This is a genomic window from Mesorhizobium sp. YIM 152430 (genome assembly GCF_029210365.1).
Taxonomy (GTDB): Bacteria; Pseudomonadota; Alphaproteobacteria; order Rhizobiales; family Rhizobiaceae; genus Aliihoeflea.
The window spans coordinates 181,678-206,515 of sequence record NZ_JARGES010000046.1 but is presented as its reverse complement, the minus strand read 5'-3'; the positions used below and the strand labels follow the sequence as shown (position 1 = coordinate 206,515).

Here is a 24,838-nt window from a genome sequence, read left to right as displayed (position 1 = left end):
GTCCTCAGTAGCTCAGCGGCGGCAGCGGATCGGCCTTGGGCTCGGCGATGCGCATCTCTTCGGTATTGTCGGTGTCGAGATCCTGATAGGCGCGCCAGGCCAGGACGAGCAGGAAGGCGAAGAGCGAAAAGGAGATGACGATGGCGGTCAGGACGAGCGCCTGCGGCAGCGGATTGGCCGTCGCGATTTCGGGCACGTAGAGGTCGGGCGGGATCACCGGCGGCACTTCGCGCGTCAGCCGTCCGGCGGTGAAGATCGACAGATTGGCCGCGTTGCCGAGCACGACGACGCCCAGCATGATGCGGATCGTGTGCTTCGAGAGAAGCAGATAGACGGCGACGGCGAAGAAGATGCCGACCAGGATGGAAAGCGCGGTCTCGATCATTCGTCGTCCCTTTCTTCGAGCGCCAGCGCGACGGAGGTGATCGCGCCGAGGACGACGAGATAGACCCCGATGTCGAAGAACAGCACCGAGGAAATCTCGAAATCGATGCCGGGTATCGGCGGCGCCCAAAGCCCGGTCATGAAGGGCACGCCGAAGAGGATCGATGCGAGCCCCGCAAGGACCGACATGGCGAGGCCGGACCCCGCGATCGCCATCGGATGGAACCGCATCGCGCGCCGCGCCGAGGCGACGCCGCTTGCGATGCCGTAGATCGCGAAGGCGGAGGCAGCGAGCAGTCCGCCGATGAAACCGCCGCCGGGATCGTTGTGGCCGCGCAGCAGGACGAAGATCGAGAAGATCATCATCAGGGCGGCCAGATAGGGCGCGATGGTGCGCAGGATGAGCGTCTTCATGCCACCGTCTCCCGGCCCTCGACCTCGATTTGCGGTTCGGCATGTTGGACGCGGCGGCCAAGGCGCACCCGCACCAGCGCCAGGATGGCCAGTCCCGCGGCCATCACGACCGCGATCTCGCCCATCGTGTCCACGCCGCGATAGTCGACGAGGATGACGTTGACGATGTTGCGGCCGTGCGCGATCACGCGGGAATATTCGGTGAAGAACACGCTCAGCGCCGGGTCGAATGAAATCTCGGTCACCTTGAACAGCGCCAGCATCAGGCCGATGCCGCACAGGCTCGCCACGGTCACGTCGAGCGCCTTTTCGCCGGTCGGGCGGTGGTCGGACTTGGCCAGTTTCAGCCGCGTCATGACGAGCGCCAGAATGACCACCGAGAGCGTTTCCACCATGAACTGGGTAAAGCCGAGATCGGGCGCGCCGAACAGCAGGAAGATCAGCGCGACCGCAAAACCCTGGATGCCCAGCGAGACGATCGCGGTCAGCCGGTCGTCGGCATAAAGAACGGCACCGAGCCCGATGACGGCGAGCGCAAGAACGACGATCTCATACAGCGTCAGCACCGGAAGCTGCGGGAATGCCGGCATCTCGCCCGCACCGACGAGCGGAATGAGGAAGGCGAGCGCAATGATGCCGAAGGTCAGCGTCATATATGTTTCCATCCGCCCGTTCTGGATGAGGCCGGTGGCGCCGTGCGCGCCGCGCACGATGCCCCGCAGCACCTGGTCGAAGCCGCGGTCCGGGCCCCAGCCGATGGCTGCCAGAACCGCCGCCACCCGCGCCCTTACGTCGCCCAGCGTCCGGTAGATCGCATAGCCGAGCGCCACGGTGACGAGCGACAGGTAGAGCGGCAGGCCGATGGACGGGATCAGCGAAATGGTGATGTCGAGCGGTTCGCCCGCGACGGCGCTTGCCATCGGGATCGAGAACAGGCGATGGGTCAGCGGCGAAACAAGCGCGGCCAGAATGCTCGCGCCCGCCAGCACGACCGGCCCCAGCCAGAGCAATGGCGGCCCCTCATGCGCATGGTTCGGGGTTTTCACTTCAGCGCCGAGGAAGGGCTTCAGCGCCACCGCGAAGCCGATCGCGAACATCAGCGCATTGCCGAGGATCGCGACACTCGTAAACACTGCCGACCAGAGGCTGGCAAAACCGAGCGCGTAGTAGATTTCCTCCTTGGCGAGGAAACCGAAGAGCGGCGGCAGCCCGCCCATCGAGATCGCCGCGACGAGAGCCGCGCCGAACGTGACCGGCATCGCCTTGCGCAATCCGCCGAGCCGCGTCACGTCGCGCGTGCCGGCCTCGTGGTCGATGATGCCGGCGACCATGAAGAGCGCGCCCTTGAACAGCGAATGGGCAATCAGATAGAGCACCGCCGCCTCGATCGCGTGCTCGGACCCGAAACCGGTCAGCATGACGAGAAGGCCGAGCGAGGCGACCGTCGTATAGGCCAGCATCAGCTTCAAATCGCTCTGGCGCACCGCCAGGAAGCCGCCGACGAGCAGCGTCACGCCGCCGAAGAGCGGTAGCACCGTCTCCCAGACGGCCGTTTCGCCCATCACCGGGTTGAGCCGCATCAAAAGATAGACGCCGGCCTTCACCATCGTCGCCGAATGCAGATAGGCCGACACCGGGGTCGGCGCCTCCATCGCGTTGGGCAGCCAGAAATGGAACGGGAACTGCGCCGACTTGGTGAAAGCGCCGCCCAGGATCAGCACGAAGGCGAGGCCGTAGAGCGCGCTTTCGCGCAGCGCATTGTCGGTTTCGAGAAGTCCCGAAAGGCTCGTCGCGCCCGTCGCGTTCCAGATGACGAGTAGCCCCGCGAGCAAAGCCAGCCCGCCCATGCCGGTCACGATCAGCGCCTGCATCGCCGAGCGGCGCGAGGCTTCGCGCGAATGGTCGAAGCCGATCAAAAGGAAGGAGGTGATCGAGGTCAGTTCCCAGAACACGAAGAACATCAGGAAGGAGTCGGAGATCACCAGCCCCTGCATCGCGCCCATGAACATCAGGATGAACGAGAAGAACCGACCGAGATGCTCGTGCCCCTTCAGATAGCCGCCCGAATAAAGCACGATGAAGGTGCCGATGCCGGAAATCAAAAGCGCGAAAGTAAGGGACAGGCCGTCGAGGAACCACGAAAATTCGACGCTGAGGCTCGGCACCCAACGATGACCGCCGGTCACAACTTCACCCGAAGCGACGGTGCCGACGAGGCTGGCGAAATGGATGAAGAGCAGGGCCGGAACGATAGCCAGAACCCAGGCCACCTTGTGGCCCATGCGCCGCGTCAGGGCCGGCGCGAGCGCTGCGGCGACGAACGGAAGAAAGAGCGCGATGAACGTCAGCGAGTTGCCGTCTGTCTCCATCCCGTATTATCGCCCCGCCAGTTCGGATTCCGGTTCAAGTTCGAGTGCGATCCCTTACAGATTGAAATCGTGCCTCACAAGACCGCTCGTGACGATGCGTCATGCCTTCCAGCGACGATTTCATCTCCCGTCCGCCCGATGACATTCGGCCAGTGCGCACCTACATTGCAGCCAGTTCGAGAAGGATCATGCCATGGAAAAGACCATGCTCAAGATTGAGAAGTCAGACGCCGAGTGGCGCGAACAACTGACGCCTGAACAGTATCGCGTGACCCGCAAGCACGGCACCGAACGCGCCTTTACCGGCCCGAACTGGGACACCAAGGAACCCGGTCTTTATCGCTGCATCTGCTGCGACAAGCCGCTGTTCCGCTCCGAGGCGAAGTTCGATTCGGGAACCGGATGGCCGAGTTTCTACCAGCCGGTCGATGCCGATGCCGTCAGCGAGCACAAGGACCGATCCTTCTTCATGACACGCATCGAGGTGCGTTGTGCCGATTGCGACGCCCATCTCGGCCACGTCTTCAACGACGGCCCCGCCCCCACCGGCCTGCGCTACTGCATGAACGGCGTGGCGATGAGCTTCGAGCGCGACTGACCGCTTTCCCGTCGAGCAGGCGGTGCCGGGATCAAGCCCGCGCCGCCTTTTCCATTTGCAAGACCCCTGAGGTTCCATGAATTTCGCCAAGCCTGCCGCCCTTCACGCCGCCCCCGTCGCGCCGAAGCACGAGCATTTGCACACCCATCACGGCGTCACCGTCACCGATCCCTATCATTGGCTGCGTGCCGAAAACTGGCAGGAGGTCTTCAAGGACCCGGCGACGCTTTCCCCTGAAATCCGCGCGCATCTGGAAGCCGAAAACGCCTATCAGGCAGCGCTGACCGCAGGCGAGGAAGAACTGCGCAAGGCGCTCTTTGCCGAGATGAAGGGCCGCATCAAGGAGGACGATTCCTCCGTTCCGATGCCCGACGGCCCCTTCGCCTATGGCTCGTCGTTCAAACTCGGCGGCGAGCAACCGCGCTTCTTCCGCACCCCGCGCGAGGGCGGGGACGAGGAGATCGTGCTCGACGGCGACCTCGAAGCCGAGGGCAAGCCCTATTTCCGGCTCGGCGGCGTCGATCATTCCAGCGACCATGCCCGCCTCGTCTGGTCCTATGACGACAAGGGTTCGGAGTTCTACACGCTCAGGATCCGCGACATCGCATCCGGCGCCGACCTTCCCGACCTGATCGTCAATAGCGGCGGTTCGGGCGACTGGGACGCGACGAACACCGGCATTTTCTACACCGCCCTCGACGACAACCACCGCCCGTCGAAGATCTTCCACCACCGTCTCGGCGATCCGCAATCGGCCGACCGCCTCATCTACGAGGAAACCGATCCCGGTTTCTTCATGAGCGTCGGCGGCACGCGCACGAATGACTGGATCTTCATCGGCATCAACGATCACGAGACGACCGAATACCGCGTCCTGCCGGCCGGCGACCCGGCTGCGGAGCCGGTCATCGTCGCGCCGCGCCAGACCGGCATCGAATACGAACTGGAGGAAGGCGGCGACGTCTTTTTCATCCTGACCAATTCCGGCGGTGCCAAGGATTTCCGCATCATGACCGCGCCGGTCGCCGATCCGCGGCCGGAAAACTGGACGGAACTCGTCCCGCACGAACCGGGCCGGCTCATCCTCGCCATCATGGGCTTTGCGGATTACCTCGTCCGGCTCGAACGCAGGGACGGCCTGCCGCGCATCGTCGTGCGCGAGCGCGCCTCGGGCGAGGAACATATGATCGCCTTCGACGAGGAAGCCTATTCGCTCGGCCTCATCGGCTCGCTCGAATACGACACGAAAATCATCCGCTTTTCCTATTCGTCGATGACGACGCCCTCGCAACTCTTCGACTACGATATGAAGACCCGCGAGCGCACGCTTCTGAAGACGCAGGAAGTGCCCTCGGGCCATGATCCGGAACACTACGTCACCCGTCGCCTGATGGCGAAGGCCGAGGACGGCGAACTCGTCCCCGTCTCGATCCTTCATCACAGGAATACGAAGCTGGACGGTTCGGCGCCGTGCCTTCTTTACGGCTACGGTTCCTACGGCATCACCATTCCCGCCTCGTTCAACACAAATTGCCTTTCTCTGGTCGATCGCGGCTTCGTCTACGCCATCGCCCACATTCGCGGTGGCAAGGACAAGGGCTTTGCCTGGTACGAACAGGGCCGGCGAGAGAACAAGGCGAAGACGTTCCGCGATTTCATCGCCGTTGCCCGCCATCTCGTCGCCGAAAACATCACCGCGCACGACCGCATCGTCGCGCAGGGCGGCTCGGCCGGCGGCATGTTGATGGGCGCGGTCGCCAACATGGCCCCGCAGGATTTCGGCGCGATCGTCGCGGAAGTGCCCTTCGTCGACGTCCTCAACACCATGCTGGACGCTTCGCTGCCGCTCACCCCGCCCGAATGGCCCGAATGGGGCAACCCGCTCGCCTCGCCCATCGACTATGGCCGCATCGCCTCATGGTCGCCCTATGACAACATCGCCGTGCAGGACTACCCGCCGATCCTCGCGCTTGCCGGCCTCACCGACCCGCGCGTCACCTATTGGGAGCCGGCCAAATGGGTCGCGCGGCTGCGCGAGATGAAGACCGACGACCACCCGGTTCTCTTCAAGATCAATATGGACGCCGGCCACGCCGGCGCCTCCGGCCGCTTCTCGCGGTTGGAAGAGATCGCCTATGTCTATGCCTTCGCCCTGAAGGCGGTGGGGAAGGTATAGTCCCACGACGACAAGACTGATCTCCCTCTCGTTGTGGGGGATCACCCACTCGCCCGCCGCGCCGGAATAGGGGTGCTGCGGCGCTGACGACCTACTCGCCTTCCGCCACCTCGCTCCCTACCGCCGGCACCGTCTTCAGATAGGCCGCGATCGCCTCGCGGTCCTCCGCAGGCAGCCGCGCCATGTTGCGCACGACCGCTGCCATCCGCCCCCCGGCCGAGTCGAAATCCGGCGTGAACCCGCTTTCGAGGTAATAGGCGATGTCCTCTTCGCTCCAGTCGGCGATGTCGCCGCCGGGCGTGATGTTCGGCCGGCCGCCGAGCCAGCTTTCCGTCTCCAGCCCGCCGGTCACCGCCCGCGGCGTGTGGCACTCGCCGCAATGGCCGAGCGCCTCGACCAGATACTGCCCGCGCACCGCCTCCTCGCTCGCGCCGGCAAGCGCCACCTGCGGCTCGTCATTCAAATAGAGCCGCTTCCACAATCCGACGCCGCGCCGCACGTTGAACGGAAACGAGACCCGGTGCGCCGGCGCATCGCCCGCCACCGCCGGCAGGGTCTGCATGAAGGCGAAGAGATCGGCGACGTCCTCATCGCTCATGCGGCTGTAGGACGTATAGGGAAAGGCCGGGTAGTAGTGCCGGCCATCGGGCGACACCCCGCCCCGCACCGCATTGGCGAAGTCGCTTACCGTCCAGCCCCCGATGCCGTGGTTCGGATCGGTCGAGATGTTCGGCGCGACGAAAGTGCCGAACTCGCTTTCGAGCTCGACACCGCCCGCCAGTTCCAGCATCGCGTCGCCGCTGGCCTGCGGCGCGGCATGGCATGATGCGCAGCCCGCCGCCCAGAAGACACGTTCGCCGGCAGCAGCATCGCCCGGCGGAAGGTCGGCAGGTCCCGGTCGCTCGGGAGCCGAAAGCGCCCAGCCGGCCGCCGCTCCGGCGACCGCCAGAACGGCGGAGCTCAGCGCCAGTCGCCTGCCTCGCGCCATGGATCAATCCCTGTAGCTCTCATGGCAGGCACCGCAATTCTGCGCGGCAGGACCGAAAGTGGCGCGAAATGTGTCGAGATCCTGCGGCCCGGCTGCAAGCGCCGCCGCGACACCCTGCTTGAAACGCTCGTCGGCGGCGCGGAAACCGTCCATGTCGCTCCAGATCGCCGCCGCCGCATCGCCGCCCTCGCTTCCGGCCGGATAGAGCGCTGCCACGTCATGCGCCTGCGCATTCGCGTTGAGGCGCTCCAGCGCCGCCATCACGGTCGCCGCATCGAAAGGCTGGCGGCCCTGCGCGATCGGGCCGAGCGTGCGCATGATCTGGCCCCGCTCCTTCATGATCGCCTGTCGATCCTCGACCGGATCGGCAAGAGCGGGGGCTGCGAAGATCGCCACGACGGCGGCAATGACTGGCGGCTTGTTCAACACGATGTTCTCCCAATGGCTTGTCGACGGCATCATCGGGAATAAACGCGGCGACGGATACTGAATGGTTCAAGCCGGGCGTTCACGCTTGCGTTATGAGAACGGCAAAGAAAACCCCGGCGCGAGAGGCCGGGGTCTGGCAGGTGCTGACGCCTCCAAATTCGCGTCAAAGCGAGTCGAAAACAGCTGATTTCGAGAACCGGAGCGGAGTGTACTTCAGTACATGAGCTGCGGCGCGCAGAAAGCTGCCGTTTGCAGGCCGCTTTGACGTGAATTAAGCGGCGGCCTTTTCGTACATTTCCAGGACGTAGTCCCAATTGATCAGGCTGTCGACGAAAGCTTCGAGATATTTCGGCCGGGCATTGCGGTAGTCGATGTAATAGGAATGCTCCCACACGTCGACGCCGAGGATCGGCTTTGCGCCGTGAACCAGTGGATTCTCGCCATTCGGCGTCTTCATGATCTGGACCTTGCCATCCTTGACCGCGAGCCAGGCCCAGCCGGAGCCGAACTGGCCCACGCCGGCGGCGATGAAGTCGGCGCGGAACTTGTCATAGCCGCCCAGATCGCTGTCGATCGCCTTTTGCAGCGCACCCGGCAGGCTCTTGCCGCCGCCGCCCTTCTTCATCCACTTCCAGAAATGGATGTGGTTGTAGTGCTGGCCGGCATTGTTGAAGAGCGGCTGGTTCTTGCCGTGGCTCTGCTTGACGATCTCCTCGAGCGAGAGGCCGTCCATGCCGGCTTCCTTGGCCAGTTCGTTGCCCTTGTCGACATAGGCCTTGTGGTGCTTGTCGTGGTGATATTCCAGCGTCTCCTTCGACATGAAGGGCTGGAGCGCCTCGTAGTCGTAAGGCAGTGCGGGCAGTTCGAAAGCCATGATGTGTCTCCCTCTCGGTATTGGAAAAGCGATAGTCTCTACATAGTGGCGCGCCCTCGCCCCGCAACCGGGGCAGCCGGATTTTGCAGGCACGCGCGCTGCGCTTAGTTGGCGTGAGCCCAATCCCAGTACAATTGCCGCGCCTTTTTCGCGATCGGTCCGGGCTGAAGGTTGCGGTCCTCGATCTTCGTGATCGGGATGACCTTGGAGTGGTTACCGGTCGAGAAGATTTCGTCGGCCTCCATGAAGTCCTTGACGGTCAGGGTGCGCTCTGAAACCGAATGGCCTGCCTCCTTCAAAAGCCCCATCGTGCGGGCGCGGGTGATGCCGGGCAGGAACGTCCCGTTCTTCACCGGCGTGATCACTTCGCCGTCCTTGACCATGAAGACGTTGGACGAGCCCGTCTCGGCGACGTTGCCCAGCATGTCGAGCACCAACGCATTGTCGAAGCCGCGGCCCTTGGCTTCAAGAATAGCGCGGCCGTTGTTGGGGTAGAGGCAGCCGGCCTTGGCGTTGGTCGGCATGGTTTCGATCGTCGGGCGGCGGAAGGGCGAGACGGTGACCGAAAACCCGTCCGGCGCCTGCATCGGCGATTCATAGAGGCACAGGCAAAAGCGCGTCGACTCCGGGTCGGACGGCACGCCCATATAGCCGCCATGCTCGGCCCAGTACATCGGCCGGATGTAGACCGCCGTCCTGCCGTCGAACTTCTTCAGCCCCTCGAAGGTCAGGCGCACGATCTCGCCCGGCTCCACCGTCGGCTTCAAGCCGAGCGCGCGCGCCGAAGCGTTGACACGTTCGGCATGGAGGTCGAGATCGGGCGCCACGCCCTCGAACCAGCGCGCGCCGTCGAAGACGCTCGATCCGAGCCACATCACATGGCTGCGCGGGCCGACCAGCGCCACATTGCCCTCGTGCCAGCCGCCGTCGACGAAGGTCCAGGTTGCGCTTTGCGCCGGTACTGCGAGTGTCATGATGTTTTCCTGTTCGTGTTCGGCGCATATGCAAAGGCGAGCCTGCGCAGCGGGTCAACCGACAGACGAGCCAATCGATCGGTCCAAAGAGGGGCAATGCTTGACCGGAAACGGTCATTTGGGTCAAGTCCCCGCCATGAAGGGCCCACGCTGATGAAATTCTCCACCTACGTCTTCGATGCCTATGGCACGCTTTTCGACGTCCACGCCGCCGTGCGCCGCCATGCGGGCGAAATCGGGCCGGATGGGCAGATGCTGTCGGAAATCTGGCGTGCCAAGCAGCTCGAATATTCGTGGACCCTGTCGCTGATGGGCGAGTACCGGGATTTCTGGGAACTGACCGAGCGGGCGCTCGACGTCGCCTTCGCGCGCGTGCCCTCCGCCGACAAGGCTTTGCGCCAGCCGCTGCTCGATGCCTACTGGAAACTCGACTGCTACCCGGAAGTGCCGAAGGTGCTGAAAGCGCTCAAGGCCGGCGGCGTGCGGCTCGCGATCCTTTCCAACGGCTCGCCGGCCATGCTGGAATCCGCGGTGAAGAACGCCGCACTCGACACCATCATCGACGACATCGTCTCCGTCGAACGCATCCGCCGCTACAAGCCGCATCCGGACGTCTATGACCTGATCACGACCCAATGGCGGCTCTATCCGAACGCCGTCTCCTTCCAGTCCTCAAATCGTTGGGACGTGGCGGGCGCGGCCCGCTTCGGCTTCCGCACGATCTGGATCAACAGGGCCGGAATGCCGGACGAATATCCCGATCAGCCTGCCGGGCTCGTCCTGCCCTCGCTCGACGGAGTCATTGCGGGAGTGTGAACGGCGACACAAAGTAACGATCGTCATCACGGCGTCTTGACCGGCTGCCGCCTTCCACAACTGTGACATGTCGACCACACTGGTTTGCCGATCCGGTGCGGGGCGGGCGCAAACTTCCCGGTTTCCAGGGGGATGCGTTAACCCCGCCGCCAGACCGGCGACAACTTGCCGGAACCTTGCGCGACGTTGCCGCGTTCCTTCGCCTGATCCGCACTGGAGCCTCATTTTGGACACGATTGAACGCCTTTCCCGCCGCCGTTTCCTGGGCGCAGCCGCCGCGGGTGCCGCCTCGCTCGCCCTTTCCGCCTGCACCAGCAGCATTCCCCGCCGCGAGACGATCGGCGCCGTCGCGCCGGCCCCGGTGCGGCCGAATTACGACCTCGCCTACTATCAGGACATCTACAGCGCCCGCGTCGACGAGGGCTACGAACTGCCCGCCATTCCCGTCGAGCGAATCGACCCGGCTTATCTGCGCCAGATGGTGCCCGATCCGACCGGCGAGGTGCCGGGAACGATCGTCGTCGACCAGTCGCAGCATTACCTCTATCTCGTCCAGCCGGGCGGGCAGGCGATGCGCTACGGCGTCGGACTCGGCCGCGAAGGCTTCGCCTGGTCCGGCCGCGCGGTCGTTCAGTGGAAGCGCAAATGGCCGCGCTGGACCCCGCCGGACGAAATGGTCGCCCGCCAGCCCGAACTCGAGCCCTATTCGATCGAGAATGGCGGCATGGAACCGGGCCTGCAAAACCCGCTCGGCGCGCGGGCGCTCTACATCTTCCAGAACGGCGAAGACACGCTCTACCGCCTGCACGGCTCGCCCGAATGGTGGTCCATCGGCCAGTCGGTCTCGTCGGGCTGCGTGCGACTGATCAACCAGGACGTCGTCGACCTCTACGACCGCGTCCCGAACGGCTCGCCGATCCTCGTCGTGCCCAGCCTCGGCGTCGCGTAGTCTTTATCGAAGGGCCGCCACCCTTTATCCCTCTCCACAAGGGGCATAAAGGGTGGGGTGACTTCAACAAAACACTCCCCTAAAATCCCTTCTTCAAGCTCCCCAAGATCCCGCGCACCAGCGCCCGCCCGACCGAAGAGCCGACCGAGCGAACGACCGACTTCATCGCGGCTTCGGCTACCGACTGACGGTTCGAGGCGCGCGGCCGTGCCGGAGCGCGGTCGCGGCGGCCATCGCCGTTGATGTCCGGCAGCGTCCAGCGGCCGCGCGCCGCCTCTTCCTTCTGCGCCGCCTCGCGCGTCCGCTGGTCCTCCTCCGCGCGCGCCTTCGCCTCGGCCTGCTTTGCCAGCATCTCGTAGGCGGATTCGCGATCTATGGTCGTGTCGTATTGCCCCGCCACCGGGCTCTGGCCTATCACCTGCCGGCGTTCGTCGGGCGTCAGCGGTCCCAGCCGCGAGGATGGCGGGCGGATCAGGGTCCGCTGCACCATCGACGGCACGCCCTTTTCCTCCAGCGTCGAGACCAGCGCCTCGCCGGTGCCGAGCTGCGTGATCGCGTCGGCGCAGTTGAAATCCGGGTTCGGCCGGAACGTTTCGGCCGCCGTCTTCACCGCCTTCTGCTCGCGCGGCGTATACGCGCGGAGGGCATGTTGAACCCTGTTGCCCAATTGCGCCAGCACCGTCTCCGGCACGTCGAGCGGATTTTGGGTGACGAAATAGACGCCGACGCCCTTGGAGCGGATCAGCCGCACCACCTGCTCCACGCGCTCGACCAGCACCTTCGGCGCGTCGGAAAACAAGAGATGCGCCTCATCGAAGAAGAAGACGAGCTTCGGCTTGTCCGGGTCGCCGATCTCAGGCAGTTCCTCGAACAGTTCCGACATCAGCCACAAAAGGAAGGTCGCGTAGAGCCGCGGATTCATCATCAGGCGGTCGGCGGCGAGCACGTTGATCGCGCCGCGCCCGTCGCGCGTGGTGCGCATCAGGTCGGAGATGCGCAGCGCCGGCTCGCCGAAGAAGTGGTCGCCGCCCTGCCCTTCGAGCACCAGCAGCGCCCGCTGGATCGCGCCGACCGACGCCTTGGTGATGTTGCCGTAGCGGCTCGAGAGTTCGCTCGCGCGCTCGGCCATGGAGGCCAGCATGGACTGCATGTCCTTCATGTCGAGAAGAAGCATCCCCTCCTCGTCGGCCAGCTTGAAGGCGATGTTGACGACGCCTTCCTGCGCCTCCGTCAGGTTGAGAAGCCGCGACAAGAGCAGCGGCCCCATCTCCGAGACCGTGGCGCGGATCGGGTGGCCCTGTTCGCCGAAGAGGTCCCAGAAGACGACCGGGAATTCCTTGAATTCATAATTCGAAAGCTGGATCGCCTCGGCGCGCTTGGCGAGAAAGTCCTTCGGCTCGCCCGACTTCGCCAGGCCCGCCACGTCACCCTTGATGTCGGCGCAGAACACCGGCACGCCGGCATCCGAGAAGCCTTCGGCGAGGATTTGCAGCGTCACAGTCTTGCCGGTGCCGGTGGCGCCGGTCACCAGCCCGTGCCGGTTGCCGTATTTGAGAATCAGTTCCTCCGGCCCCTGATAGCTGTCGTCCGGCTTGCGGCTCGCGCCCAGGAAAATGCTCTCCGCCTGCCACATCGACGCCCCTCCACTGCCAAACCGCTCGCCGTCACGTTCATCATATGAGCAGCCAACGTCAAGTGGTCCGCCGCCTTCCAGGACGCATGTGCAACATCGTATGGGCAAAAGACACCTTGCCGCGCCCTGCCGCGTTGCGCGTGTCGTCCCGCACCCTTAAGTTCAATCGGGACGGGCTGCCCGCGTGCAGCCAAAGGAAGGGTGGAAATGGAAGCAGCAAGCGTCGGCACCAGATCGTTCACGGCGATGAAGCGGGAAAGCTGGCTCGAACGTCTTGCAGCCGCACCTGCGGCGTCGCCGCGCGTTCATTACGAGGTCGACGCGTCGGGTCTACAGATGCGCGCCGGCGGCGCGGCCCAGTGGAAGATCCTGCAACGGGTCGACGATCCCGATCCCGCCCGCGCCAACCAGCAGGCGCTGACCGATCTGGCCAATGGAGCCGACGGCCTCGCGCTGGTCTTCGAGGGGGCGCCGAACGCGTTCGGCTACGGCCTTCCCGCCACGCCCGAGGCGCTGCGCACCGCACTCAAGGGCGTTCCCATCGACAAGGTGCATCTGCGCATCGACGTCCATCCGGCCAGCCGCGCCTCGGTCGACTGGATGGAGACGCTTTTCCACAACTGGCCGAATGTCGATCCGGCCCGGCTCAGCCTGTCCTTCGGCGTAGATCCGGGCGCCGTCTTCGCCGGCACCGGCCGGCTGCGCATGTCGATCGAGGCGTTGCAGGCGTCAATGCCGCAGTCGCTGGCCCATTTCTTCTCCGTCGGCGCGCCGGCGGTCTTCCTCGAGGCCGACGGCCGCGTCGTCCACAATGCCGGAGCGACCGACGCGCAGGAACTCGGAATAATCCTCGCCTCGGCGGTCGGCCATCTGCGCATGTTCGAGGAAGCCCGCCAGCCGCTGGTCTATGCCGCGCCGCATATCGGCTTCGCCCTCGCCGCGGGTCAGGACCCGCTGTCGACCATCGTCAAGATCCGCGCCCTGCGCGCCCTTTGGGCCGCCGTGGAGGAGCAGTCCTCGCTGCCGCCGGTCCCGGCCAGCATCCATGCCGAAACCTCGTTCCGCATGATGAGCCGTCTCGATCCGGAAACGAATCTGACGCGTAACACGCTCGCAGCCGCGGCTGCGATAGGCGGCGGCGCAAATTCGGTTTCGGTCCTGCCGCACACCATGCCGCTCGGCCTGCCGGAAAGCGCCGCCCGCCGCATGGCGCTCGCCACGCAGACCGTGATGAAGCGCGAGGTGCAGCTTCGCCCGATCTCCAACCCGACGCCCGCGCCCGATCTTCAGAATCAGCTCATCGCATCCTTGTGCGAAACCGCATGGGAAGAATTCCGCCGGATCGAGAACGAAGGCGGCATCCTGCGCTCGCTTGTGGACGGCCGTCTTCAGGAACGCGTCCTCGAAGCCCGCCAGGCCCGCATCGAGACGGTCCGCGGCGGCCAGAACGTCATCGTCGGCGCCACCGTCTTCGAACCGCCCGTCCCGGTCTCGCAGCCCACGCTCGACGCCCCGGTCAAGCCGCTGCCCGAGGACGGCACCGTGTTTTGCGAAAAGCTCTCGCCGCGACGGCTGGAAGAGGATGTGGTGGGCTAAGGCGCGACGTCGCGGTCCTACGTGAGGCCGCCCACCGGCCGCACCGTCCCGACCTCGATCCCGTTCCAGTTCGTCATCACCGGCCGCGCCATCTCGCCGACCCGCTCCCCCAACTCCCCCTTCATCAATTGCGCGATCAGCGCCGCGACCATCGTCTCCGCCGCCCGCACCGCACCATCGTCGCATTTCAGCGCAAAGCCGAGCCCAAGCTCTGGCAACGCGCCGCAATAAACCCCCTCCGCGCCGACCTTGACGAAGATCCGCCCCACACCCGCAATCATCAGCCGCGTGTCCATCCGGTCCGTGCCCGAAACGTAGAACGGCTCGGCCATGCAGGCCGCGATCAGCCTCTTCGCCGCTGCCGCGCGTTTTTCTCCGAGCCCGCGCCCCGTCACCATCCGCGCAAAGCCGCGCGCCAGATCGGTCAGCGGGATCGCATAGGTCGGGATCGAGCAGCCATCGGTGCCGCAGGCGTCCTCAAAGTGCGCCGCGCCCGTCACAGTTTCCATCGCCTCGCGCACCATCTCCTGCGAGCGGTGCCCGGCCTTCAAATAGCCGCGATGATCGATGCCCAGATGCCGGCAGGTGCAGACGAACCCCGAATGCTTGCCCGAGCAGTTGTTGTGCAGGGCCGTCGGGGACGCGCCGGAACGCGCCAGTTCGACCAGCGCCTCCTGCCGCGTCGGCCAGTGCGCGCCGCATTCGAGCGCGCTTGCATCGAGCCCGGCACGCGCCAGCATCGACGCCGCGCGGTCGGCATGGCGCGTCTCGCCGGCGTGCGATGCACAGGCGAGCGCCAGATCGGCATCCGAAAATCCATAGGCATCCGCCGCGCCGCTCTCGACCAGCGGCAGCGCCTGGATCGACTTCACTGCCGAGCGCGGGAAAACCGGCCGCGCGACATCGCCGATCGACAGCACCTGCGTCCCGTCGCCGTCGAACACCGAAACCGCGCCGCGATGGCGGCTTTCGATCACATTTCCGCGCGTGACTTCGACCAGAACCGGATTCGCCATTATCTTCCCTCAAGAACCACTGCCCGCCACATACCGATTTGCCCGCCCGAAAGGAAGCGCGCCGCTTCATGACCATCGCCCTGCGTCTCGCCGCCCTCGTCTTCGTCTTCTTTCTGCTGCCGGCGCTGGCGACGCTCGCCTGGTGGTCGATCACCGACCGGCCCGATAGCTGGCGCGGCGCGACCTGGACGTCGTCCGGCCTGCTGCCGCCGCCCGCTGCCGACGATGCTGGCATTTACGTCCTCGCCGCGCGCACCGGCGGGCTCAAGGGCGCATTGTCGGTGCATAGCTGGATCGTGCTGAAGCGCCCTGGGGAGACGACCTACGAGCGCTACGACAAGGTCGGCTGGGGTTCGCCCGTCCGCCGCAACCATCGCGACGCGGACGGGTACTGGTATTCGAACCCGCCTTATGTGGTCCATTCCGTCCAGGGCGCGGCGGCCGGGCAGTTGCTGCCCCAGTTCGACGCCGCTATCGCGGCCTATCCCTATGCTGAACCCGGCGGCTACCGCATCTGGCCCGGCCCCAACTCCAACAGCTTCGTCGCCAATGTCCTCGACGCCGTCCCCGGCTTCGGCGGCCGACTCCCGCCCAACGCCGTCGGCCGCGACTACGCCCCCGGCCTCGGCACATTCGGCATGACTCCCGACGGCCGCGACTTCCGCGTCTCCCTCGGCGGCTATGCCGGCTTCACCATCGGCGCGGCGAGCGGCATCGAGTTTCACTTTCTGGGATTGGTGGCCGGCGTCGACCTGAAGCGGCTTGGTTTGAAAGTGCCGGGCTACGGGACGATCTCGGTTTACTGAACACCGCCGCCGTTCCCGCGCTGCCGACCCATCCGCCCCTGTCAGCCCGGCTCGCTTTCACAAGCAAGCCAGCACCCAGCCTCACCCCGCCTTCGACATCCCCCCGTCGACCACCAGCACATGCCCGCTGACATAGCTCGCATCGATCGACAACAGATACGCCACCGCGCCGGCAACCTCCTCCTCATCCGCCACGCGCCGCAGCGGCAGCGTCTCGACATGCTCGTCCGCTCCCGTGCAGACGCCGTTGACGCGCACGCCCTTCGGCCCGAGCTCGACAGCAAGCCCCTCGGTCAGCGCGCGGATGCCTGCCTGCGCGATGCCGTAGGCGAGCCGCCCCTGCCCGGCAGCGGCGCACAGATTGACGATCGCGAGTTCGTCGCCACGCCGCTCGACGCCCGCCCGGCAGGCGGTCAGCGTCGCGACGAGATTGACTTCCAGCACCTCGCGCAGGAACTCCCCAGTCGTCTCGTCAAGTCCGCCCGCAGGCGCATGGCTCGAGGCGTTGACGAGGGCTGCGAGCGGGCCGAAGGCGTCGACGCACTGGTCGAACGCCACTTCCATCTCCTCCTCGTCCGTCAGATCGGCGCGGATGAAGATCGCGTCCTCGTCGCCCAGCCGTTCCTCCGCTTCCGAGATCGCCTCGGCGTCGGCGTCGATGATGGCGACGGGCCAGCCATCGTCCAGCAGGCGCTCGGCAACGGCAAAGCCGATGCCGGTCGCCCCGCCGGTGACGACGGCCGGTCGTTTCACTTGATGCGCTCGAGGATCGAGACGTAGTTGGCGACCGCCGCGCCGCCCATGTTGAAGATGCCCGCCAGCTTGGCGTTCGGGATCTGGATGCCGCCCGCCTCGCCGGTCAGTTGCATGGCCGAAAGCGCGTGCATGGAAACGCCCGTCGCACCGATCGGGTGGCCCTTGGATTTCAGCCCGCCCGACGGATTGACCGGCAGCCTGCCGTCCTTCTTCGTCTGGCCTTCGAGCGCGATCTTGCCGCCCTCGCCCCGCTTGGCCAGCCCCATGGCCTCATATTCGATCAGTTCGGCGATGGTGAAGCAATCATGCGTCTCGACGAAGGAGAGGTCGTCGAGCTTGACGCCGGCGTTCTTAAGCGCCCGCGCCCAGGCTTCCTCGGCGCCCTCGAACAACAGGATGTCGCGCTTCGACAGTGGCAGGAAGTCCTGCACGTGCTCGTTGGCGCGGAAGGCGACGGCGCGCCTCATCCCGAGCGCGGTGCGCGTGTCGGCCAACACGATCGCCGCCGCGCCGTCGGAGACGAGCGAGCAGTCGGTGCGCTTCAGCGGACCGGCGACGAACGGGTTCTTCTCGCTCTCGTTGCGGCAGAAGTCGAAGCCGAAATCGGTGCGCATCTGCGCATAGGGGTTGTCGACGCCGTTCTTGTGGTTCTTCGCCGCAATGGCCGCCAGCGCGTCCGACTGGTCGCCGTGACGCTGGAAATAGGACTGCGCGATGCCGCCGAAGACGCCCGCGAACCCCGCCGGCGTGTCGCCTTCCTCCGGCAGATAGGATGCCTTCAAGAGGTTGCGGCCGACATCCGGCCCCTTGGTCGTCGTCATCTGCTCGACGCCGACGACGAGCACGATCTTCGCCGCATTGGCTTCGATGGCGCGGATGCCCTGGCGCACGGCGGCCGAACCGGTCGCGCAGGCATTCTCGACGCGCGTCGCCGGCTTGAAGCGCAGCCGGTCGTCGGCCTGCAACACCAGACTTGCGGTGAAATCCTGGGCCGAGAAGCCCGCATTGAAGTGCCCGAGCACGATCTCGTCCACATCCTCCGGCCCGATGCCGGCATGGGAGAGCGCGTCCGCCGCGACGGCCGTGATCAGGCTTTCGACGGTTTCTTCGGGCAGTTTTCCGAACTGGGAATGCGCCCAGCCGACAATACAAGCGGTCATGTGAATTCTGGCCTCCTAGGGAATGCGCGCACCCTACCATGCGTCAACCGCCTGTCGAAACCTGAAATTTGTTCAGTCCTGAACGAACATCCGTTTTGTTCCGGTTCTTGATTGACCAGTCAATAAACGATAAACCGGTTCCATGCCCAAGCTTGGAATGGAACCGCTGCGCCGCAAGGCGCTCATCGACGCCGCCATCGGCGCGATCGGTGAGCGCGGCTCGCTCGACGTGACGATGGCGCAGATCGCCAGGCGCGCGGGCGTGTCTTCCGCGCTCGCGCATCACTATTTCGGCGCCAAGGACGATCTCCTCCACGCCACCATGCGGCACATCCTGGCCGAGCTCGGCCGCGACGCCCGCATCGCGCTTGGCCAGGCGCAAACGCCCGAGGAGCGCGTCCGCGCGATCATCGCCGTCAATTTCTCCGCCCAGCAGTTCACCGCGCAGACGGTCGCCGCCTGGCTGACCTTCTATGTCGAGGCGCAGCGTTCCGAGCCGATGCGCCGGCTCCTGCGCATCTATGCCCGGCGTCTCCACTCGAACCTGATGAGCGGTCTGCGCCCGCTTGTGGCCGATGCCGAACAGACCGCCGAAGGCATCGCCGCGCTGATCGACGGGCTCTATATCCGCCGCGCGCTGAAGGACGGCGCGCCGGACGCGGCATCCGCCATCGCGCTCGTCAACGATTATCTCGACCTCAAAATCATCGCATCAAACCGAAAAACGGGCACCGGTTTTCGGACCCATTCGATGCACAGCCAATAACGTCCGGGGGGACACCAAGTGAAGCCGAACATCCTCATCCTCATGGTTGACCAGTTGACCGGAACGCTGTTCCCGGACGGCCCGGCCGACTTCCTCCACGCGCCGCATCTGAAGGCGCTGGCCGCGCGCGCGGCGCGGTTCGCGGCCAACTACACCGCCTCGCCGCTCTGCGCGCCCGGCCGCGCCGCCTTCATGAGCGGCCAGTTGCCCTCGCGCACCCGCGTCTACGACAATGCGGCCGAGTTCCCTTCCGCGATCCCCACCTTCGCGCATCATCTGCGCAGCGCCGGCTATCACACCGCGCTGTCGGGCAAGATGCATTTCGTCGGGCCGGACCAGATGCACGGCTTCGAGGAGCGGCTGACCACCGACATCTACCCCGCCGATTTCGGCTGGACGCCCGACTACCGCAAGCCCGGCGAGCGGATCGACTGGTGGTATCACAATCTCGGCTCGGTCACCGGCGCGGGCGTCGCCGAGATCACCAACCAGATGGAATATGACGACGAGGTCGCCTTCCACGCCGTCCAGAAGCTCTACCAGCTTTCCCGCCTGAGCGAGGACGAGAACCGCCGCCCCTGGTGCCTCACCGTCTCCTTCACCCACCCGCACGACCCCTTCGTCGCGCGGCAGAAATATTGGGACCTCTATGAGGATTGCGCGCATCTGAAGCCCGAAATCGGCTTCATCCCCTATGAGGAACAGGACCCGCATTCGCAGCGCCTCTACCACGCCAGCGACTACCCCGCCTTCGACATCGCCGACGCGGACATCGAGAAGTCGCGGCGCGCCTATTTCGCCAACATCTCCTATCTCGACGACCATGTCGGCGCGATCCTCGACACGCTCGACCGGACCCGCATGGCGGAGGACACGATCGTCCTCTTCTGCTCCGACCATGGCGAAATGCTTGGCGAGCGCGGCCTGTGGTTCAAGATGTCCTTCCTCGAAGGCTCCGCCCGCGTGCCGCTGATGATCGCCGGCAAGGGCATCGCACCCGGCAATCACGCCACCCCGACCTCGAATCTCGACATCTGCCCGACCATTTGCGATCTCGCCGGCATCGACATGAGCGCCATCATGCCATGGACGGACGGCACCTCGCTCAAACCGATGATCGACGGTAATGAACGCCACGAGCCGGTTCTGATGGAATATGCCGCCGAAGGCTCCTATGCGCCGATGGTGGCGATCCGCGAGGGCCGGTTTAAGTTCGTCCATTGCGAGATCGACCCGCCGCAACTCTTTGATCTGGAATCCGATCCGGCCGAACTCACCAATCTCGCCGCCGACCCCGCCCATGCCGATCGCGTCGCGGAATTCATGGCGAAGGTCCGCGCGCGCTGGGACATGGCGCGCTTCGATGCCGAGGTGCGCGAAAGCCAGGCCCGCCGCTGGGTCGTCTACCCGGCGCTGCGCAACGGCGCCTACTACCCTTGGGAATTCCAACCGCTGCAAAAGGCGTCGGAGCGCTACATGCGCAACCACATGGATCTCAACGTGCTGGAAGATCGCCAGCGCTTTCCGCGAGGCGAATGACCATGCTTGAAGCCGATTACGTCATCGTCGGTTCGGGGTCCGCCGGCGCCGCCCTGGCCTACCGCCTGTCGGAGGACGGCCAGAACTCCGTCATCGTCATCGAATATGGCGGCACCGATATCGGCCCCTTCATCCAGATGCCTGCCGCCCTCTCCTTCCCGATGAATATGAGCCTCTACGACTGGGGCTTCGAGAGCGAGGCGGAGACGCATCTGGGCGGGCGCAAGCTGGCCACGCCGCGCGGCAAGGTGCTCGGCGGCTCGTCCTCCATCAACGGCATGGTCTATGTGCGCGGCCACGCGCGCGATTTCGACCATTGGGCAAACGAGGGCGCGGCCGGTTGGGCCTATGCCGACGTGCTCCCCTATTTCAAGCGCATGGAAACCGCGCATGGCGGCGAGGAGGGCTGGCGCGGCACAGACGGGCCGATGCACGTCAGGCGCGGCCCGCGCCGCAACCCGCTCTACGCCGCCTTCGTCGAGGCGGGCCGACAGGCGGGGTTCGAGACGACGGACGACTATAACGGCTCCAAACAGGAAGGCTTCGGCGCGATGGAGCAGACCATCCATCACGGCCGCCGCTGGTCAACCGCCAACGCCTATCTGCGCCCTGCCCTCAAGCGGCCGAACGTCAGTCTCGTCAACGGCTTCGTCCGCCGCATTGTCATCGAGAATCAGCGCGCCACCGGCGTCGAGTTCGAAGCGCGCAGACAGATTCAATTCGTTAAAGCGAAACGCGAAGTCATCGTCGCCGCCTCGTCGATCAATTCGCCCAAGCTCCTGATGTTGTCCGGCATCGGCCCGGCCGCGCATCTGGCGCAGCACGGCATCAAGCCCGTCGCCGACCGGCCGGGCGTCGGGGCGAACCTGCAAGATCACATGGAGCTCTACATCCAGCAGGAATCGACGAAGCCGATCACGCTCTATTCGAAGCTCAACCTCTTTTCCAAGGCGCTGATCGGCGCCGAATGGCTGTTCTTCAAGTCCGGTCTCGGCGCGTCGAACCATTTCGAGGCCGCCGCCTTCCTGCGCTCGAAAGCAGGCGTCGACTATCCCGACATCCAGTATCACTTCCTTCCCGTGGCGATCCGCTACGACGGCAAGGCGGCGGCAAAGTCGCACGGCTTCCAGGCCCATGTCGGGCCGATGCGCTCCAAGTCGCGCGGTTCGGTCACGCTGCGCTCGTCCGACCCGCACGAAAAGCCGGTGATCCGCTTCAACTACATGTCGCATCCCGACGACTGGGCGGATTTCCGCCACTGCATCCGCCTGACGCGCGAGATCTTCGGCCAGGCCGCTTTCGACGACTATCGCGGCAGGGAAATCTCGCCGGGAGTCGAAGTCCAGTCCGACGACCAGCTCGACGCCTTCATCCGCGACCATGCCGAAAGCGCCTACCATCCCTGCGGCACCTGCCGCATGGGCCGTGCCGACGATCCCCATGCGGTGGTCGATCCCGAATGCCGGGTGATTGGCGTCGATGGCCTTCGCGTCGCCGACTCGTCGATCTTCCCGCGCATCACCAACGGCAATCTCAATGCGCCCTCGATCATGGTCGGCGAAAAGGCCGCCGACCACATCCTCGGCCGCCAGCCGCTCAGCCCATCCAACCAGGAGCCATGGATCAATCCGCGCTGGGAGACGTCCGACCGCTAGGCTTGAGTGCGAAACCGCAGTATGCCCGAGGCATTTCAACCATCCGATCAAGGCAATCAGTTATGCAGAAGAATCAGCTCTACATGCTCGTCGGCGCGCTCGTCGTGGTCGTCATCGGCCTCGGCATCTATGTCTACCAGAAGGAAAGCGAGCCCTCCGGCGTCCAGATCCGTCTCGACGAGACCGGCGTCTCGGTGGAGCAGAACTGACCAACACAGGGAGAAGGCCGCGTGAAAGCCCAACCGAAAGCATCGCATTTCATCAACGGACGCTTCGTCGAGGACGAAGGCGGACGGACGATCGAGGTGCTCTATCCGGCCACCGGCGAGGTGATCGCGAAGCTTCACGCCGCCACTCCCAACATCGTCGAGCTGGCCGTGGAAGCGGCCCGCTCGGCACAGGGCGAATGGGCACGGCTGAAGCCGATTGAGCGCGGCCGCATCCTGCGCAAGGCCGCCGATCTGCTGCGCGCCCGCAATGACGAGCTGTCGCGTCTCGAGACGCTCGACACCGGCAAGGCGATCCAGGAAACGCTCGTCGCCGACGCCGCGTCCGCCGCCGACGCGCTCGAGTATCTCGGTTCCGTCGTCGCGGGCTTCAACGGCGAGTTCATCGAGCTCGGCGGCCCCTTCGCCTATACGCGCCGCGAGCCGCTCGGCGTGTGCGTCGGCATCGGCGCGTGGAACTATCCGATCCAGATCGCGGCCTGGAAATCCGCGCCGGCGCTCGCCATGGGCAATGCCATGGTGTTCAAGCCGTCCGAGACGACGCCGCTCTCCGCGCTCGCGCTCGCCGAACTTTATATCGAAGCTGGTCTTCCCGCCGGGCTCTTCAATGTCGTCCAGGGCTATGGCGATGTCGGCGCCGCCCTCGTCGCCCACGAACATGTCGACAAGGTCTCGCTGACCGGCTCGGTGCCGACCGGCAAAAAGGTCATGGCGCTCGCCGGGGAGCACATGAAGCACGCCACGATGGAACTCGGCGGCAAGTCGCCGCTGATCATCTTCGACGACGCGCATCTGGAAAACGCCATCGGCGGCGCGATGCTCGGCAATTTCTACTCCACCGGCCAGGTCTGCTCCAACGGCACCCGCGTCTTCGTCCAGGACGGCGTCTACGACCGTTTCCTCGACCGCCTCGCCACCCGCGCCAAGACCATTCGCCTCGGCGATCCGCTCGATCTCGAAACCCAGATGGGCCCGATGGCGAGCCGTGCGCAGTTCGACAAGGTGATGGAGCATATCCGCATCGGCCGCGACGAGGATCGCGCCCGCCTTCTCACCGGCGGCAGCGCGCCCACCATGCAGGGCTTCGAGGGCGGAAATTTCATCGAGCCGACCGTCTTTGCCGATGTCACCGACACCATGCGCATCGCGCGCGAGGAGATTTTCGGCCCGGTCATGAGCGTGTTGCGCTTTTCCAGCGAGGACGAGGTGATCGCGCGCGCCAACGACACGCCGTTCGGCCTTGCGGCAGGCGTCTTCACCGCCGACCTTGCGCGCGGTCACCGCGTCGTCGGCCAGTTGCAGGCCGGCACATGCTGGATCAACGCCTACAACCTGACCCCCGTCGAAATGCCCTTCGGCGGCGTCAAGCAGTCGGGCATCGGCCGCGAGAACGCGCTTGCCGCGCTCGGCCATTACAGCCAGGTCAAGTCGGTCTATGTCGAGACCGGAGACGTTGCGTCACCCTACTGACGCATCGATTTCGCTCGAAAGGACCGGGCGGGCCTTGCGGGCATACCGAACCCCGGTTATAAGCCCGCCGTCTGGTCGCGGAGTGTAGCGCAGCCTGGTAGCGCACCTCGTTCGGGACGAGGGGGTCGCAGGTTCAAATCCTGCCACTCCGACCATAGACACTTCAGGGACTTCTCGCCCTGCTTCTGGCATTTCCCAGCGAAACGACCTATATTGGCTGAGAGCGCCGCAGGCGCTTCTTGTCGTTCGACCCGGTATTGCGCTCGGTCGCCCAGCCAATCGAGAGGTAGTTCCGGAAGTGTCTGATCTGAACAATCCCGTCTTCAAGACGGCCAAGCCGTCGCCTTCTGCCAAGGCCGACATCACGACGGCAGCCGCCCGCGCGATCATCGACGACGAGGTGACCGCACGCGAAAAGAAGACTGCACGCCTGCAATTGCTGCGGATGGAAAGGGAGGCCGCCGAGGCCAGGGAAGCGCCCGCCCCGAAGACCAAAAAGGCGGCGAAGAAAATAAAGGTTTGACTTTTGGGGGCGGCGACGCCACATCTGGCGCATCGATCTTGCTAGATGATTTTTGTTTTGCGCCACGGCGCCTGCGACGAACGTCCCTCCCATAATCGATCTAAACGCCCGATCCAAAAGGGCTTCTGTCTACACGAGCGATTCCAAGGAGATCGTTATGCCTACAGGTACCGTTAAGTGGTTCAATTCGACCAAGGGTTTTGGCTTCATCGAGCCCGACCAGGGCGGCACGGACGTTTTCGTTCACATCTCGGCCGTTGAGCGTTCGGGCATGAACGGCCTCAACGAAGGCCAGAAGATCAGCTTCGAAGTTGTCCAGGACAAGCGTTCGGGCAAGAATTCTGCCGAGAACCTTCGCGCCGTCTAAGAAATTCGGCTGGCGTCGAGCGCCGAACGCGCGTCTTGCGCGCGACGGACATGCTCTTGATGCCGCCGAAATGCCTGACGGGAATTGCTGACCACGGATGTACTGGCAGCGGATTTCCTCAGGCGACGGAAAGGTCGGGTTCAGCCCGGCCTTTTTTGTTTCCGGCGCTTCTTTTTGGTTTCGTCCTCCCCGCCCTTTTCGGTGGCATGATCGCCACGATCTGTCACACTGGGGATTGGAGCCGCTTCGGCTCCTGGAGGAACACCAGATGAAGCATCTACGCCTTTCCGCTTTCGAGTGGGTGCTGGGCGGCATCGCTGCCGCAATGCTCGGCTCTTTCCTCTACATCTTCC

General features: G+C 65.1%; 24 protein-coding genes and 1 tRNA gene. 14 read left to right on the top strand and 11 right to left on the bottom strand.

Annotated elements, in window-relative coordinates; translation table 11 throughout:
* Nucleotides 1-4: 4 nt before the first annotated feature.
* Genes PZ895_RS16150 through PZ895_RS16140 form a run of 3 tightly spaced genes read right to left on the bottom strand, consistent with a single transcriptional unit; the run spans nucleotide 5 to nucleotide 3,167 of the window.
* Nucleotides 5-385, bottom strand: coding sequence for a Na+/H+ antiporter subunit C (locus tag PZ895_RS16150; protein WP_029660266.1), 381 nt, complete (start codon nucleotides 383-385; stop codon nucleotides 5-7).
* On the bottom strand, nucleotides 382-798 hold the full coding sequence (locus PZ895_RS16145; protein WP_275840019.1) for a Na+/H+ antiporter subunit B: 417 nt from the start codon (nucleotides 796-798) through the stop codon (nucleotides 382-384). Before PZ895_RS16145 ends, PZ895_RS16150 begins: the two co-directional genes overlap by 4 nt.
* Nucleotides 795-3,167, bottom strand: a complete 2,373-nt coding sequence (locus tag PZ895_RS16140; protein ID WP_275840018.1) for a putative monovalent cation/H+ antiporter subunit A — start codon at nucleotides 3,165-3,167, stop codon at nucleotides 795-797. The genes PZ895_RS16145 and PZ895_RS16140 overlap by 4 nt, the downstream gene beginning before the upstream one ends.
* 193 nt (nucleotides 3,168-3,360) lie before the next feature.
* On the opposite strand from PZ895_RS16140, the gene msrB reads away from it, so the two are divergent.
* Nucleotides 3,361-3,765: a peptide-methionine (R)-S-oxide reductase MsrB gene (gene msrB / locus PZ895_RS16135; protein ID WP_275840017.1), complete on the top strand. Its 405-nt coding sequence runs from the start codon at nucleotides 3,361-3,363 to the stop codon at nucleotides 3,763-3,765.
* 76 nt (nucleotides 3,766-3,841) lie between these two features.
* Nucleotides 3,842-5,941 (top strand): S9 family peptidase, encoded by a 2,100-nt coding sequence (locus PZ895_RS16130; RefSeq protein WP_275840016.1) that lies wholly within the window; start codon nucleotides 3,842-3,844, stop codon nucleotides 5,939-5,941.
* A 91-nt stretch (nucleotides 5,942-6,032) separates the two neighbouring features.
* On the opposite strand, the gene PZ895_RS16125 is transcribed toward PZ895_RS16130, so the two are convergent.
* From PZ895_RS16125 to PZ895_RS16110, 4 genes are all read right to left on the bottom strand, one after another.
* Nucleotides 6,033-6,929 carry a cytochrome c gene (locus PZ895_RS16125; RefSeq protein WP_275840015.1) on the bottom strand — a complete coding sequence of 299 codons (897 nt, stop codon included), beginning with the start codon at nucleotides 6,927-6,929 and terminating at the stop codon, nucleotides 6,033-6,035.
* A gap of 3 nt (nucleotides 6,930-6,932) precedes the next feature.
* Nucleotides 6,933-7,355: a cytochrome c gene (locus PZ895_RS16120; RefSeq protein ID WP_275840014.1), complete on the bottom strand. Its 423-nt coding sequence runs from the start codon at nucleotides 7,353-7,355 to the stop codon at nucleotides 6,933-6,935.
* 274 nt (nucleotides 7,356-7,629) lie between these two features.
* Nucleotides 7,630-8,232, bottom strand: coding sequence for a superoxide dismutase (locus tag PZ895_RS16115; RefSeq protein ID WP_275840013.1), 603 nt, complete (start codon nucleotides 8,230-8,232; stop codon nucleotides 7,630-7,632).
* 104 nt (nucleotides 8,233-8,336) lie between these two features.
* Nucleotides 8,337-9,206 (bottom strand): branched-chain amino acid aminotransferase, encoded by an 870-nt coding sequence (locus PZ895_RS16110; RefSeq protein WP_275840012.1) that lies wholly within the window; start codon nucleotides 9,204-9,206, stop codon nucleotides 8,337-8,339.
* A gap of 153 nt (nucleotides 9,207-9,359) precedes the next feature.
* Between PZ895_RS16110 and PZ895_RS16105 the strand changes: the two genes are divergently transcribed.
* Both PZ895_RS16105 and PZ895_RS16100 read left to right on the top strand, forming a co-directional pair.
* On the top strand, nucleotides 9,360-10,022 hold the full coding sequence (locus PZ895_RS16105; protein WP_275840011.1) for a haloacid dehalogenase type II: 663 nt from the start codon (nucleotides 9,360-9,362) through the stop codon (nucleotides 10,020-10,022).
* A 223-nt stretch (nucleotides 10,023-10,245) separates the two neighbouring features.
* Complete coding sequence (locus tag PZ895_RS16100; protein WP_275840082.1) at nucleotides 10,246-10,971, top strand: L,D-transpeptidase; 726 nt, start codon at nucleotides 10,246-10,248, stop codon at nucleotides 10,969-10,971.
* 79 nt (nucleotides 10,972-11,050) lie between these two features.
* Here the strand turns inward: PZ895_RS16100 and PZ895_RS16095 are convergent, their stop codons facing one another.
* Nucleotides 11,051-12,604, bottom strand: coding sequence for a helicase HerA-like C-terminal domain-containing protein (locus tag PZ895_RS16095; RefSeq protein ID WP_275840010.1), 1,554 nt, complete (start codon nucleotides 12,602-12,604; stop codon nucleotides 11,051-11,053).
* Between the two features lie 207 nt (nucleotides 12,605-12,811).
* Here PZ895_RS16095 and PZ895_RS16090 point away from each other — a divergent pair, with 207 nt between their 5' ends.
* Nucleotides 12,812-14,200, top strand: a complete 1,389-nt coding sequence (locus PZ895_RS16090; RefSeq protein WP_275840009.1) for a methylmalonyl-CoA mutase family protein — start codon at nucleotides 12,812-12,814, stop codon at nucleotides 14,198-14,200.
* Between the two features lie 17 nt (nucleotides 14,201-14,217).
* Here the strand turns inward: PZ895_RS16090 and PZ895_RS16085 are convergent, their stop codons facing one another.
* On the bottom strand, nucleotides 14,218-15,216 hold the full coding sequence (locus PZ895_RS16085; protein WP_275840008.1) for an asparaginase: 999 nt from the start codon (nucleotides 15,214-15,216) through the stop codon (nucleotides 14,218-14,220).
* A 68-nt stretch (nucleotides 15,217-15,284) separates the two neighbouring features.
* On the opposite strand from PZ895_RS16085, the gene PZ895_RS16080 reads away from it, so the two are divergent.
* Nucleotides 15,285-16,022 (top strand): DUF3750 domain-containing protein, encoded by a 738-nt coding sequence (locus PZ895_RS16080; protein WP_275840007.1) that lies wholly within the window; start codon nucleotides 15,285-15,287, stop codon nucleotides 16,020-16,022.
* An 81-nt stretch (nucleotides 16,023-16,103) separates the two neighbouring features.
* Here the strand turns inward: PZ895_RS16080 and PZ895_RS16075 are convergent, their stop codons facing one another.
* Together PZ895_RS16075 and PZ895_RS16070 are read right to left on the bottom strand one after the other, a co-directional pair.
* Complete coding sequence (locus tag PZ895_RS16075) at nucleotides 16,104-16,775, bottom strand: SDR family oxidoreductase (RefSeq protein WP_275840006.1); 672 nt, start codon at nucleotides 16,773-16,775, stop codon at nucleotides 16,104-16,106.
* On the bottom strand, nucleotides 16,772-17,938 hold the full coding sequence (locus PZ895_RS16070) for an acetyl-CoA acetyltransferase (protein WP_275840005.1): 1,167 nt from the start codon (nucleotides 17,936-17,938) through the stop codon (nucleotides 16,772-16,774). The genes PZ895_RS16075 and PZ895_RS16070 overlap by 4 nt, the downstream gene beginning before the upstream one ends.
* Nucleotides 17,939-18,080: 142 nt before the next feature.
* Between PZ895_RS16070 and betI the strand changes: the two genes are divergently transcribed.
* From betI to PZ895_RS16030, 8 genes are all read left to right on the top strand, one after another.
* A complete protein-coding gene (betI, locus tag PZ895_RS16065) occupies nucleotides 18,081-18,704 on the top strand; it encodes a transcriptional regulator BetI (RefSeq protein WP_275840004.1) in 624 nt (207 codons plus the stop codon).
* A gap of 18 nt (nucleotides 18,705-18,722) precedes the next feature.
* The gene (betC, locus tag PZ895_RS16060) at nucleotides 18,723-20,243 is read left to right on the top strand and encodes a choline-sulfatase (protein ID WP_275840003.1); all 1,521 of its coding nucleotides are present in this window, start codon (nucleotides 18,723-18,725) and stop codon (nucleotides 20,241-20,243) included.
* A gap of 2 nt (nucleotides 20,244-20,245) precedes the next feature.
* Nucleotides 20,246-21,898, top strand: a complete 1,653-nt coding sequence (betA, locus tag PZ895_RS16055; protein ID WP_275840081.1) for a choline dehydrogenase — start codon at nucleotides 20,246-20,248, stop codon at nucleotides 21,896-21,898.
* Between the two features lie 62 nt (nucleotides 21,899-21,960).
* Nucleotides 21,961-22,107, top strand: coding sequence for a hypothetical protein (locus PZ895_RS16050; RefSeq protein WP_275840002.1), 147 nt, complete (start codon nucleotides 21,961-21,963; stop codon nucleotides 22,105-22,107).
* 21 nt (nucleotides 22,108-22,128) lie between these two features.
* A complete protein-coding gene (gene betB / locus PZ895_RS16045; protein ID WP_275840001.1) occupies nucleotides 22,129-23,595 on the top strand; it encodes a betaine-aldehyde dehydrogenase in 1,467 nt (488 codons plus the stop codon).
* Nucleotides 23,596-23,673: 78 nt separating this feature from the next.
* A tRNA-Pro gene (locus PZ895_RS16040) sits at nucleotides 23,674-23,750 on the top strand.
* Nucleotides 23,751-23,893: 143 nt separating this feature from the next.
* The gene (locus PZ895_RS16035) at nucleotides 23,894-24,118 is read left to right on the top strand and encodes a hypothetical protein (RefSeq protein WP_275840000.1); all 225 of its coding nucleotides are present in this window, start codon (nucleotides 23,894-23,896) and stop codon (nucleotides 24,116-24,118) included.
* 157 nt (nucleotides 24,119-24,275) lie between these two features.
* Nucleotides 24,276-24,485 (top strand): cold-shock protein, encoded by a 210-nt coding sequence (locus PZ895_RS16030; protein WP_024589137.1) that lies wholly within the window; start codon nucleotides 24,276-24,278, stop codon nucleotides 24,483-24,485.
* Nucleotides 24,486-24,838 lie beyond the last annotated feature (353 nt).

Coding starts and splice junctions, on each gene's coding strand:
- PZ895_RS16150 (WP_029660266.1), bottom strand. CDS start 385: ATGATCGAGACCGCGCTTTCCATCCTGGTCGGCATCTTCTTCGCCGTC.
- PZ895_RS16145 (WP_275840019.1), bottom strand. CDS start 798: ATGAAGACGCTCATCCTGCGCACCATCGCGCCCTATCTGGCCGCCCTG.
- PZ895_RS16140 (WP_275840018.1), bottom strand. CDS start 3,167: ATGGAGACAGACGGCAACTCGCTGACGTTCATCGCGCTCTTTCTTCCG.
- msrB (WP_275840017.1), top strand. CDS start 3,361: ATGGAAAAGACCATGCTCAAGATTGAGAAGTCAGACGCCGAGTGGCGC.
- PZ895_RS16130 (WP_275840016.1), top strand. CDS start 3,842: ATGAATTTCGCCAAGCCTGCCGCCCTTCACGCCGCCCCCGTCGCGCCG.
- PZ895_RS16125 (WP_275840015.1), bottom strand. CDS start 6,929: ATGGCGCGAGGCAGGCGACTGGCGCTGAGCTCCGCCGTTCTGGCGGTC.
- PZ895_RS16115 (WP_275840013.1), bottom strand. CDS start 8,232: ATGGCTTTCGAACTGCCCGCACTGCCTTACGACTACGAGGCGCTCCAG.
- PZ895_RS16110 (WP_275840012.1), bottom strand. CDS start 9,206: ATGACACTCGCAGTACCGGCGCAAAGCGCAACCTGGACCTTCGTCGAC.
- PZ895_RS16105 (WP_275840011.1), top strand. CDS start 9,360: ATGAAATTCTCCACCTACGTCTTCGATGCCTATGGCACGCTTTTCGAC.
- PZ895_RS16095 (WP_275840010.1), bottom strand. CDS start 12,604: ATGTGGCAGGCGGAGAGCATTTTCCTGGGCGCGAGCCGCAAGCCGGAC.
- PZ895_RS16090 (WP_275840009.1), top strand. CDS start 12,812: ATGGAAGCAGCAAGCGTCGGCACCAGATCGTTCACGGCGATGAAGCGG.
- PZ895_RS16085 (WP_275840008.1), bottom strand. CDS start 15,216: ATGGCGAATCCGGTTCTGGTCGAAGTCACGCGCGGAAATGTGATCGAA.
- PZ895_RS16080 (WP_275840007.1), top strand. CDS start 15,285: ATGACCATCGCCCTGCGTCTCGCCGCCCTCGTCTTCGTCTTCTTTCTG.
- PZ895_RS16070 (WP_275840005.1), bottom strand. CDS start 17,938: ATGACCGCTTGTATTGTCGGCTGGGCGCATTCCCAGTTCGGAAAACTG.
- betI (WP_275840004.1), top strand. CDS start 18,081: ATGCCCAAGCTTGGAATGGAACCGCTGCGCCGCAAGGCGCTCATCGAC.
- betA (WP_275840081.1), top strand. CDS start 20,246: ATGCTTGAAGCCGATTACGTCATCGTCGGTTCGGGGTCCGCCGGCGCC.
- PZ895_RS16050 (WP_275840002.1), top strand. CDS start 21,961: ATGCAGAAGAATCAGCTCTACATGCTCGTCGGCGCGCTCGTCGTGGTC.
- PZ895_RS16030 (WP_024589137.1), top strand. CDS start 24,276: ATGCCTACAGGTACCGTTAAGTGGTTCAATTCGACCAAGGGTTTTGGC.